We start from the raw sequence: 11,306 nt of genomic DNA on the forward strand, positions 1-11,306 counted from the left end.
AGACCACCTTCTTCCTTGTGTTTTATGTCTCCATTGTACTAAAAACTCAGGAAAAAAGCGAATTCACATAGATTCACCTATGGTGAAAATGACTGTGGATAAGTAATGTTTTTCAATGTTCAGTTGTTGTTAAATATATTCAAAAGCCATAGAATTTGGCTTTGAATCAGAGTTATTTGAAAGATTGAAAGAGTAATCCACAATGAATTAAATTATTCAATCACAAACAATTGGTTATCCACCAATTACCGAAATAATATCGCAAAACAGGTTTTAAAAATTCTCTGTTTTGTACAAAAATTAATTAGTTCCCCAAGGGGGTTCTGAACAGTTACATCTAATTTTAAATCCCCTTTAAACGATTCTGCCTGCTTATAGTTTTCATTTACATCTTTTAACAAGCTTTCTGTGGTCACCTTTTCTCCGCATCCGGTTAAAATCCCCGCAACCAGCATGAATCCGGTCAATGCCATCCATAATCTGCTTTTTCTTTTCATCATCTCTTCCCTACTCCTTATTTTCTAATAATAGCGTTTAATTTGGCTAAGAGCTGTTGTCAGACACAGCCCTGTAGCCAAATTATAAAAGGTGTTTTCTATTTCTTTTTCATTGTCATTTTCATGCCGGATGTTGCCTCTTCAAGTACCAGTTTTCCGTCTGTAATTGACACTTCCTGATCCTCGCCATCCACTGTAAGCACAAATTTACCGTCTTTTTCTTTCCAGGTACCTTCTGTTTTCTGTCCTGCCATATCCATAGAAAAAGATTTATCCTCTTTGCATGTCAGATCCATCTTTATTGCATCCTCCCCTTGTCCCAGCTGCTTTGCATACTCTTCTACAGAGATACTTACACCGGATGCTTCCAGTTCGGATACACTCCAGGTTCCCACGATTTCCGGTGTGCTATCTTTTCCACCGCACCCTGCCAAAGCCGCCATCGCCATCATTGCCACCATCACTACCATTACTACTTTTCTGAATTTCTTCATTTCTTTTTCCTCCTTGGGATAATTTTTATTTATATATAACCCGCTGACCGCTCATACCATTTTTGATATATCTCCAGCGGATACATATATCATGTTTATATGCTTTTTACTGCTTGTGATTAAATTTCATTTATGCAAAAAACATCGGTTTATGCATTGTTCATATACAAAATTGTCGATTTTAGGGTATAAAAACAGCCGCCCCTAATCAGCGGCCATTTTTATGCATAACTATTGGAAATTATGCATTGCCTTTTTTCTTTCTCTTAACACCTGCCAGCATAATCACCACCAGAAATGAGCCAGCTAACAATGCTATAAAAAGGGCCAGCTTTGTCTCATCCCCAGTTTTTACCATTTTTCTGCTCTGGCTGGACGATGTTGTATAACTCGGTGATGTTGTATTTCCTCCAGGCGCTGCCGATACCTTTTTTCTGGTATAGGTATTTTCAAATATGCCTGTCTCTACTTTTTCTCCTGCTTCGTTTTTTAGGATCAAATCTGCAACGAAGCCTTTTTCCTCTTGGTTTCGAATACTTACTACTACCGTATAAGTCCTTTTGTCGTACTCATAACCTTCTTTTTCATCCAAAATCACCTGGCGGAGCTGATACTCATAATCACCTACTTTGGAGTAAGTGATTCCTTCCAATCCTGATTCCTGCGTATCCTTCATTGTAAAGGAGTAGATTCCATCTTTACTTCCTTCCGGCATAGGATACTCCTTCTGCTGTGGGATAAGTTCATAATAAAAAGTATTCCCCCCCTCAGGCACCGTACCCTGTTTTGCTGTGAAAATCTGTTTTACCGGAATCTGAACCGTTGCATAATCGGAAGAGGCATGGACTGTGGCTGCTGACATCATAAAAACCATTGTCGCCAGTATTGGAAGTATGAAGTATCTTCTACATACCGTTCTGCTCTTTCTTATCTCCATCTGTATCTCCCATCTTTCTTTGTTTCCTCTTATGATGCTTCCATAAAATAAGTGTTGCTATTAGCAATACGAAGCCTAGCACTGCCCATATCCATTTTGGCATCTGCCGAATCAAGTCACCAGCTGACTGTTGCTCTACTTTGTTGATCATAGAATTTCCCTCCTGTGTATCTGTCTCAAAGGCATTCTTCTTTACATCATCCGTTAGTTTGCCGACCAGGATATGCCGCCCACTCGTTGTCTGGGAATCACAAGTGCTTAAAAGCACGATTCGGTCATCTGTAGTAACCTGCATATGACGTTTCTGTACCGCTTTTGCCCATATCCCATCCAGATATTCCTGTTGCACTTCCTGACCCACTACCGCTGGTCTGTAAACCCCTGTATCATAAGCATCCACGGATAGCATTGCAAAAAAATCAATTCCATGATTCTTTCCCGCATAATAGATACTGCCATACTTGTGTTCCTCAAAATAATCCGGCTCCAAGAACTTTCCCACATCTCCGAACATGGCACTTTTCTCCATGTGATGCCCATAAATAAGGCTGTTAAAATCCGAAAAGTCTCTCTGGTTTTTGGCATCCAGGAAAATGCTCCCGGATAGGGCATATTCGCACATTACATTGGTGTTCAAATACGTATCATTGTCTGCTCCTTGTACCAGCGGATAATCAATACCTGTTCCATAAACGCACAGCCATCCTAAAACATCCGGGTTCCTGCTCTGCAGCTCTTCAAAAGAGGGTTGGTTCTGTGTAGGTTTATAAACTTCATACTGCAGCTTGTCTGCCGCCTCATAGACGATCTTGGAATCCCATAGTCCATAACATCCATACAAAAACAATAATAGGACAGCAGACAATAGCAACATATTCAGAAACTCATTTAGCAAACAAACAATTTTGCGTGCCATTAACGCATAGAGCGTCTTCTCTTAGCAACGATAAATAATGCAAACGCTCCCATGGCAAATCCAATCAAAAGAATGAAAGGCAGATTGTTGATGATGATTCCAGTAGGTGGTGTTACACTCTTATCATTGGTATACTTTGCATAGTTTTCATGATCTCCTACCAGCTTGTTCGTAACAGTCACATTATCAATAGTCGTTTCAGTTCCACCATTTTCTTTCACTTTTGCACTGGTAGTATACCCAGTCGCTGCGGTCTCTGCTACGGTATATCTGGTACCTGCTGGAAGACTATCTTTAAAAGATAGGTTATCTCCGTGTTTCAGTTTGAATGTAAATGCTGTTCCGGCAGGAACGGTAACGTTCTCTGTTGTTCCATCTGCTCTTGTAATCACTGCTGGATATTCTGTAACTGCAGCACTCTCTGTAGCAGCTTTTGTTAAAGTTAAGCTAAAGTCGAACTCTTTTGTTTTATCTCCTGCATCTCCCGTTACAGTCTTCGTGATTTCCAGTGGATTTTTCCCATCCAATAGACTGCCTTCTCTCGTAAATACGTTTGTAAATGTGAAGGCATTTGTTGTCACATCATCCCCTGGAGTTACCTTCGCTGCTTCTGCAGCACCTGCATCATTTAATACCCGGTCAACAACCACATATTTGACATAGACGCCGCTTCCATCTGCTTTATTATTTACAATCACACGCATCGTGTACTCTGCCTTAGAATACTGCATGGTCTCATTGTCCGGGTCTACTGTATAACCAGTCACGGACTGTACCTCTGTTACTTTGTATTCATACTCTCCTGCATGTGAAAAGGTGACTCCGTCTAATATTTTCCCGGAAATTTTCTTGTTCTTCATCAGACCAGATGCATCCGGTACTGCTGTATCAGTATTTGTGTATGCAATCGTCTTATCCGTGATTGCTGGCATCTGTGCAGTTGGTGCACCTCCGTCTTCTTTCACCTGTTCAAATTGGAAAGAAAATGTTGCACCTGGAACAGTTACTCCTTCTGCCACCTGCAGTTCCTTTGTCAGATAGGCATCCGCTGGTGCGTCCTCTGTGCCTTCCATTACCTCATTTGCTGCATGAACTGGAATACCAGTACCCATGCATAATCCCAATGCCATGGTCATTCCCAGTACGCTAGTTAAGATTCGTTTTATCTTATTGTTCTTCATTTTAAATCCTCCCATTTTTCTTTGTTTATTATAGTCTGTCATCAAGTTACATATCACGGCGCCGAATCAGCGTCATGACCTTACCCAGTGTGTCTTTTACCTGCACCGGTCCATAAATACGACTGTCTGTCGCTTGTTCCCGGCTGTCTCCTAGAAGGAATACTTCTCCCTCTTTTATGGTTACAGGGAAATCAATCCCCTGGGCATAGCGTTTTGTTTCTTCATAAATTCTCGGTTCATCCTGCAGGGAGCCATTGATCAGTAGACCTTCTTCCGTGATATCCACGGTATCTCCTGCCACAGCTACTACCCGCCGTACCTGCTTTTTTCCTTCGTATTCCACCACCAGGTTATCGGATGCTATGTATGCTTTGTCCAGGCGGTAGTACACAACTAAATCTCCCTCCCGAAATCCTGGTGCCATGGAATTGTCTCCATTTCTAAAAATCCCAAATAGAAACGTGAACAATAGCACCAGTAAGATCAGGATTGCCCCTATCTTTAAGAATAGGAATAAAATTTCCTGGAGCAGGGATGGGGGCTCCCGCTCTTGCTGTCGTACTTCCTGCCCCATCTTTAAGCCCGCCTCCTTCTGCGCGACCACAAAAGTCCTACACAGGTCAATATTAAGATCACCACACCTAAAATCATGGTTGGCAAGTGGCTCATTGGGCCGATACCTGTCGGTGGTGTCGTTGTCCTGGTGTTTGTAAAGGCTGCCACGGAATCCCCTGTTATGTTAGGATTGTTCTCTCCTGTGGCGGTAGTGATGTAACCGTTTTGGTTGGCTTCCTTTTCTACCACCGTATACTGTTTCTCTATATGTAGACCATTCAGAACAATACTCTGTCCATGCTTTAATGTAATCTCTGCCTTGCCCTCTGCATCCAGTGTCACGGTTCCATCTTCAGGCTTTTCTACTCCTGTAATCGCATCTCCCGTATAAGAATAGGTGCCGTTTAATGGTGTTCCATCCTTATCTTTCAGTGTAACGGTAAAATGGAAGTCCTGATTCTTATTTCCATGCTCTCCGTCCACTGTCTTGCTGATGGTCAGCTTATAATCTGTCAGTTCCCATACCCCATAATATGCAATATCTGCATCTGCAATCAGGGTATCCGGTGCGTACATCTTATCCGGGTCATTGGTTCCATCGGTACTCCAGCCTAAGAACTGGTATCCCGGCTTGGTCGGATCTGGATCTGGTTTTGCTCCTACTGGATTTCCGGTATACAGCCCATCATTGGTCTGCATAAGAGAACTCTGATCATCCTTATCCCGGAAAAACTCCACCTTATACTTCGTATCTTCTTCAAATACCACTGTAAATGCCAGTGATGTGTCAATATTGGATACATTTATAACACCGTTTCTTTCATCAATCGTAACATGTACCTTAGTAGCTGGTGTGCGATTTCCTACTTCGTAGTCTGGTCCTGCTGTTATTCCACTACCATCCTTTGTCCATATGGTATACTCATGTCCCAGCGTGTCTTTGAATGAAATAGTAGACAAATGATGGTGTATATCAGCTCCATACTTTAAGGAAACCGTGCCTTTGTTGTTTTCAATATCCTCCGCTGCTGTATACTGAATCAATGCGGTTGTTCCGGAGCTTCCCGATATTTCTTCCGGCGTAGTTCCCTTTATTGCGGTTACTTTACCGTTGGTCGCCCCAATGCTTACAAATGGCTTGAGTGCAAATTTCGCTGTGAAGGTAATATTGCCCAGGACAGGGATTGTTTTATAATCGTCTGTAAATCCTGTTACTGGTGTCGTGCTGCCATCTGGAATGTAAGAATAATCCCATCCGATGAATTCGGAATCATTGGATGCAGGTGTAGCCGTTACATCCTTTGTTGCATTTTGGTTATACGCAATCCCTTCTTCTGTCTGGTTTCCACCATCGATACTTCCCAACGTCTCTCCGTCTTTTGTTATCCAGGAAGCATTAAAGTGTTTCACATCCCATTTAGCGGTCAAGGTCACTTCCATGACGGTATCATCTACCACCAATGTGTTATAGGCGGTATCCGTACCGATTGTTGTGGCATCCTTTTCCCAACCCGCAAAGGTATAGCCATTCTTGGTTGGGTTGTCCGTCGGGATAAGCCCCGTATCGGTAAAATATACACCTGTTTTATCTGGCACTGTTGTTCCGCCATCCGTATTGTAATGAATGGTGTATTCCTTTGGTGTCCAGACTGCATAGTATAGTTCGTCCTTATCCTTGATTTGTGCATTCGGATCATACATTTTTTCTGGAGCATTACTTCCATCGCGGCTCCACCCATCAAAGGTATATCCCACCTTTGTAGGATTTGTGGCAGGTGCATTGCCCATCGTGTCTCCCGTATAAAGTCCGGTATTCTGCCCAAAGTTATCTGTGGAATTTTTTTCTTCTTTAAAGGAAACGGTATACTTGGTATCTTCTGCAAATATAAAATTGAATTTAAGGCTCTCTTCTATCCCTGTAATATCTAAGGTTTCATTTTCCTTATCTACGGTAATATTAACAGTTGATGTATGTCCATCTTCTCCTACGGTAAAACTCTGTTTTTGTGTACTATTTAAATCTAGTGTAAATTCATGGTTGTATGAATCATTTAATTTGATTTCATTAATATGGTAGTGTAGTGCCCCTTTAAATTTGAATCCAGCTTTGGCCGGAAGGGTATCTGTAAGGTCATATTCTATCTTCGTTACTGTAGTCGTTCCTACATCTGCCGGAGCTCCGCCTTTTTGAACGGACACATAACCGTTGGTACTAATACCAGATACAAAAGGAACTTTCGCAAAGTTAGCAATAAATGTTACGTTATTTTGGATTGGCACGGTAGTGTAATCCATCACCGTACCGGATATCAGTGTCGTGGAACCTACCGGAGTATAACTGTAGCTCCATCCGATAAAAGCAGAATCAACATTTGCAGTCGCCTGCGCACCTGCAGCGGCATACTGGTTATATTTTACACTCTGATCTGCCGTATCGCCTTCAAGGATTCCGCCTCGTTCTCCATCTTTGAGTGCAAATTTTACGGTATAGAGGTTTAACTTCCACTTAGCATATAAAGTAGTATCTTTTATAATTGGTGTATTAAAATCAAACTCGGTTCCATCCTGATAGTCTGATGTGGTGTACCATCCAACAAACTCATGGTCTGCAAGTGTTGGTTCACTTGGTTTTGTAATTGGCTGGTTTGCTGTAGTATAAAACTCCTGTTCCTCTCCTGGGGCAAAATCACCACTCTTGGTATCATAAGTCACTTTGGGAAAGCCAATGACTACTTTATGGTTGTCTCCGTCTGGTTCAAGCCGGGTAATATATGTTGGATCGTCTGAAAAGAAATTTGCTTGAGCTCCAGCTTTGTTTTCTGCCATACTGGCAGTCGGATCAAATCCATCTCCTACAACAACATCTTGAAAAGTTGGAAATGGAACAGATTTGTCAAGGCGTATTCCTATTTGACCTGTAAAATCACTTTCAAGGTAAATTAGTTCTCCATACGTCGCCTCCACATACATATCATCTGGAACCCCATCATTTAGAGACATATTATCCGCAATTTTTATATCTCCGCCTACGATTGGATCTGTAAGCAAAGTCCCTCCTGCATACCCTGCAGCATTACCGGTAATAGTTCCACCACGCAAATAAGTAACAACCCCGGGAGCATATATTCCTCCTCCGCAAATTCCAGCTTTGTTATTTTTAATCTCTCCACCGTTTATAAAGAGTTCACAATTTCTAACCATTTCAATGCCAATAGCGCCTCCACCAGATCCTATCTCGTTATTTTGTATAATAGTGCCTTCATTAATAGTAATTTTACAATTTTTTAGCTGACCAGAGCACCCAATAGCACTTCCCTTATACACATTGCCCGAGTAGCTACTGTAATTGTTTTGTAAAATTGTGGTTCCAGTTGTTACCAGTTGAGAAAAACTTCTCATTTCGACAAGTGGTACCAGTTCAGTTGTAAAAAATTCAATATTATCCCGATTTCCATCTAAAACAATATCCGTCAATTGTAATGAGTAATTGCTATTGACTCTAATTAACCCAAAATTTCCTTCTTTAATTAGTTTTCCTCCTTCTAAAGTGATGTTTTGACTTATTCTTATTGTCTCAGGTACCAGGATTGTACCACTGATTCTAATAACCTCTCCGTCTCCAGCATTTCCTATTGCCGTTTTCAATTCCTCAAATGTAGTTACTACACCACCACTTTTTGCGCTCTGCATCGGCAAAACATTAGCATTTAAACTTGTTACTTCATACTCGATTTCCATCGTCTTTTCCGCCAGTTGCGTATCCGTTTCCGCTGCCTGTACTTCCATCACAGGAAAAAGTGTATCGATTGCCTTGCCCAATAAACCTTGTTCTTGTTCCGATTGAGGTTCTGTTATTTCTAGGCTCTGCTCAGATTCAGGTGTTACCTCCTCCAGATTTTCTTCCGACTTATTCGGAACTTCTGTAATATTTTCTTCTCCCAAGTCATTTGCAACTGGAACGTTTGTGGGTTCTGTTTCCTCAGAATCAAAGATTTCTAATTGATTGGTGTCGGCAACTCCCTGTGTAACATATTTAAGATTGAAAGAAATCTTTCCATTCTCAGAAGCCGCATAGTGAATCACATTCCGTTCTACACCATCCGAGGACTGCTTAAAGCCGTCCTTCCCATCTTTTGACTCCGGATAAACCACGGTCCCATCTGGCGTGGTAACCTCTGTCAGGACATTTCCATTCTTTTCTATGACTTCTAATTGAATATCTGCTGTAGTTCCATCTTCTGAGGGGTTCTCTGTAAATGTATAGTCTAAATCCGACCCTTCATTCTTTACCTCTGTGATAATGGGGTTGGCTGCCAGTACGCTGATTGGCGATGAAAATGCCATTAGCATAGCCAGTAAAAAAGCCACTCCCCTTTCACTTCTCTGCAATATCTTTTTCATTGGTATTCCTCCTGTCCTGCCTTATTCTCCTCCAGCAGATTTGCTATCGTCATTGCTGAGAGCTGTTTCTCTATGGTGCTCTGTACGGTCATATAAAAACTACGCACAGGGCAGTCTTTTGTAGCCACTCGGCTACAGAAATGATCTTGTTCCATGCACCTGTTCAACTTGGTCGTGGATTCTGTGGCCTGGATAATATCCAGGAGTGTCAGTTCTTCTGCTTCTACTAGCATCCAGTACCCTCCGTTTACACCTGTGCTGGCATCTATGTATCCAGCTTTTCGCAGGGTATTTAAAGCCTTCATCAAATATGCTTTGGGTATGGACATACTTTGTGCTATCTCCCCTGCTGGTACAATTCCTCCCTTTTGGGTCAGATAGAGTACGGTGCGTATTGCATAATCCGTCATTAATGTCAGTTGCATGTTCTTTCCCTTTCCTGCCAATCCCAACCTATTCTAGGATTGGTTTCATTTCCCCCTAAAAAAATTAAGACTCCTCTCCAAATGCTCCAATGATATGTTCCTGTTCCATGTCCTGTTTTATAATTGGACTTAGACCATCAATATAGGAGAGCTTTCTCCTTGTATAGAGTTTCAATACCGTTCCTCCTAGCATTACCAAAAGAAAAATAGAAATAAGTATCCTCTCTGCTGAAATGACTGCCATACTACTGTGTCCCTTCACTTTCTTTGAGTCGTTTATATTTCCTCAGTACCTTGAAATCAGAATGTAGACTGTATCCATATCCCATCACAGAGACAATCGTGATAAACAGCCAGAATCCTGTTCTAGTTCTATCAGTTCCACTGGTGCCATTTTGCTCCTTGTTTTTTCTCGGTATGTTTTCCGATACATCTGATTCACCTGTGCTGTTTGTTGATTGCTGTTCGGAAGCTGTAACTTCTACATGGATTGTGATGGAGACATCTTCATTCCCCTCTATATAAAAGACCACCGGCACTGTCTTTGACGGATTTCCGTCCTGCATCTGCAGTCCTTCCAATGCCTGCATATCAACTTCAATACTTCCATCATATTCTGTCCAGTATTGGGTGGAATCACTTGGATGGAACTGATTCACAAACACCCCACTTAATTCCAACAACTTTTCCTGTAAAGTTCCCGCATGCATCCAGTTTTTTCTTTGTGCATCTGTAATACGAATATCCTTTGCCTGCATACAGTAATCGCCTCTATCTACGTGGTTTTCAAAGTAATCTGCCCTCACCTGGCTTGGAATACATAAGAGGAACAGGATGCAGACTGGAATCAGCAACTGCTTTTTCTTTCCCACTGCTATCTGCCCCCTTCCATCCTTTCGAATTGGGTACGCACCTCTTGATATTTTCCCCTGCCAATAGGGACTTTTGTTCCATTTAGAAGTGTCAGTTCATCGTACCGGACGGATGCTATGTAACGTACCGCCACCAGATAAAACCGACTCACTCTCACAAATCCTTTTCCTGCCAGTGTTTCTTCTATTTTTCCCAAACGGGAAAAAAACTCAAAACTTTCCTTCCCATAGTAGGCCGTAATCCAACGCTCCTTTACTTCAAAATAGACAATATCCCGGATAGGCAATACTACTCGTTTTCCGGCACAGGTTAATGCCAATGTTTCCTCATGCTTTTTCTCTATCTTCTGAAGCACTTTCTCTACAATCCATGCAAAGCGTTTCTGATCGCAGTTACGCTCAATCACGTAATGAAATGCCTGTACGTCAAAGGCTTTTTCCCACTGATCCTCAACTTGAGTCAGAAAAATCACTTCCCCATAAAAATTTCTTTCCCGTAATAGATCCACAACTGCAAAACCAGCAATTTCCACATCCAGAAAAACCAAATCTATCTGGAACTCCAAATTTGTAATGTGAAACAGCATCGTCTCCACATCCGGGTAGACGTTGATTTTTATAGGTATCTCATGTTCTTCTGCATATTTTTTCAGCATGGAAACATGATTCATCATAGATGTTTCGTAACTGTTCAGAACTCCATTAGTTAAAGATGATATCGGAATTCCCTAAAAGGGCTTCTCTGATTGCTGTAAAAGCATTTATTCCATGCTTATGAGCAGTCCCAATATAGCTCATGATTGTAAGATATTCCTGTGCGCCTTCCTCACTGCGAAAACATCCTGAGACCTTGGTTTTAACCTTAATCATGCGCAAATCACGTTCCGCAAGGTTATTATCAAACGGAACACAGAGATTCTTTATAAATAAGCAGACTGATGCCTTGTAATTCACAAGTCTGTCAATTAGATTTAGTACCTTGGTCTTTTTCTTTCGACCACGCTTTTTGGTTGTGACTTCTGGTAAAG

The 11,306-nt window shown here is 41.6% G+C and carries 12 protein-coding genes; all 12 read right to left on the reverse strand.

Going from position 1 to position 11,306, the window contains the following annotated elements:
- Positions 1-245: 245 nt before the first annotated feature.
- The gene (locus BUB85_RS19375) at positions 246-500 is read right to left on the reverse strand and encodes a hypothetical protein (protein ID WP_073113152.1); all 255 of its coding nucleotides are present in this window, start codon (positions 498-500) and stop codon (positions 246-248) included.
- Positions 501-595: 95 nt separating this feature from the next.
- A complete protein-coding gene (locus BUB85_RS19380) occupies positions 596-991 on the reverse strand; it encodes a lipocalin-like domain-containing protein (protein WP_073113153.1) in 396 nt (131 codons plus the stop codon).
- Positions 992-1,232: 241 nt separating this feature from the next.
- Positions 1,233-1,928 carry a Spy0128 family protein gene (locus BUB85_RS19385; RefSeq protein WP_073113154.1) on the reverse strand — a complete coding sequence of 232 codons (696 nt, stop codon included), beginning with the start codon at positions 1,926-1,928 and terminating at the stop codon, positions 1,233-1,235.
- Positions 1,897-2,844 (reverse strand): class B sortase, encoded by a 948-nt coding sequence (gene srtB / locus BUB85_RS19390; protein WP_073113155.1) that lies wholly within the window; start codon positions 2,842-2,844, stop codon positions 1,897-1,899. The genes BUB85_RS19385 and srtB overlap by 32 nt, the downstream gene beginning before the upstream one ends.
- Positions 2,844-4,025 (reverse strand): DUF7601 domain-containing protein, encoded by a 1,182-nt coding sequence (locus tag BUB85_RS19395; protein ID WP_073113156.1) that lies wholly within the window; start codon positions 4,023-4,025, stop codon positions 2,844-2,846. The genes srtB and BUB85_RS19395 overlap by 1 nt, the downstream gene beginning before the upstream one ends.
- 46 nt (positions 4,026-4,071) lie before the next feature.
- Entirely contained in the window at positions 4,072-4,599 is a 528-nt protein-coding gene (gene lepB / locus BUB85_RS19400; RefSeq protein ID WP_073113157.1) for a signal peptidase I, read from the reverse strand.
- A 2-nt stretch (positions 4,600-4,601) separates the two neighbouring features.
- Complete coding sequence (locus tag BUB85_RS19405; RefSeq protein ID WP_073113158.1) at positions 4,602-8,981, reverse strand: InlB B-repeat-containing protein; 4,380 nt, start codon at positions 8,979-8,981, stop codon at positions 4,602-4,604.
- A complete protein-coding gene (locus BUB85_RS19410; protein ID WP_073113161.1) occupies positions 8,978-9,406 on the reverse strand; it encodes an RrF2 family transcriptional regulator in 429 nt (142 codons plus the stop codon). Before BUB85_RS19410 ends, BUB85_RS19405 begins: the two co-directional genes overlap by 4 nt.
- A 64-nt stretch (positions 9,407-9,470) precedes the next feature.
- Positions 9,471-9,650, reverse strand: a complete 180-nt coding sequence (locus BUB85_RS21285) for a hypothetical protein (RefSeq protein ID WP_143160795.1) — start codon at positions 9,648-9,650, stop codon at positions 9,471-9,473.
- A gap of 1 nt (position 9,651) precedes the next feature.
- The gene (locus tag BUB85_RS19415) at positions 9,652-10,278 is read right to left on the reverse strand and encodes a hypothetical protein (RefSeq protein WP_073113159.1); all 627 of its coding nucleotides are present in this window, start codon (positions 10,276-10,278) and stop codon (positions 9,652-9,654) included.
- A gap of 2 nt (positions 10,279-10,280) precedes the next feature.
- Positions 10,281-10,952 carry a LytR/AlgR family response regulator transcription factor gene (locus BUB85_RS19420; RefSeq protein ID WP_073113160.1) on the reverse strand — a complete coding sequence of 224 codons (672 nt, stop codon included), beginning with the start codon at positions 10,950-10,952 and terminating at the stop codon, positions 10,281-10,283.
- Positions 10,953-10,980: 28 nt separating this feature from the next.
- Positions 10,981-11,306, reverse strand: a 326-nt coding sequence (locus BUB85_RS19425) for an IS66 family transposase (protein WP_143160677.1), incomplete at its 5' end; no start/stop codon positions are given.

Source organism: Hespellia stercorisuis DSM 15480 (assembly GCF_900142165.1).
GTDB lineage: Bacteria > Bacillota > Clostridia > Lachnospirales > Lachnospiraceae > Hespellia > Hespellia stercorisuis.

What these genes read in the sequence shown, in the direction of transcription:
- BUB85_RS19375 (WP_073113152.1), bottom strand. Translation starts at nt 500, where the DNA reads ATGATGAAAAGAAAAAGCAGATTATGGATGGCATTGACCGGATTCATG.
- BUB85_RS19380 (WP_073113153.1), bottom strand. Translation starts at nt 991, where the DNA reads ATGAAGAAATTCAGAAAAGTAGTAATGGTAGTGATGGTGGCAATGATG.
- BUB85_RS19385 (WP_073113154.1), bottom strand. Translation starts at nt 1,928, where the DNA reads ATGGAGATAAGAAAGAGCAGAACGGTATGTAGAAGATACTTCATACTT.
- srtB (WP_073113155.1), bottom strand. Translation starts at nt 2,844, where the DNA reads ATGGCACGCAAAATTGTTTGTTTGCTAAATGAGTTTCTGAATATGTTG.
- BUB85_RS19395 (WP_073113156.1), bottom strand. Translation starts at nt 4,025, where the DNA reads ATGAAGAACAATAAGATAAAACGAATCTTAACTAGCGTACTGGGAATG.
- lepB (WP_073113157.1), bottom strand. Translation starts at nt 4,599, where the DNA reads ATGGGGCAGGAAGTACGACAGCAAGAGCGGGAGCCCCCATCCCTGCTC.
- BUB85_RS19405 (WP_073113158.1), bottom strand. Translation starts at nt 8,981, where the DNA reads ATGAAAAAGATATTGCAGAGAAGTGAAAGGGGAGTGGCTTTTTTACTG.
- BUB85_RS19410 (WP_073113161.1), bottom strand. Translation starts at nt 9,406, where the DNA reads ATGCAACTGACATTAATGACGGATTATGCAATACGCACCGTACTCTAT.
- BUB85_RS21285 (WP_143160795.1), bottom strand. Translation starts at nt 9,650, where the DNA reads ATGGCAGTCATTTCAGCAGAGAGGATACTTATTTCTATTTTTCTTTTG.
- BUB85_RS19420 (WP_073113160.1), bottom strand. Translation starts at nt 10,952, where the DNA reads ATGATGAATCATGTTTCCATGCTGAAAAAATATGCAGAAGAACATGAG.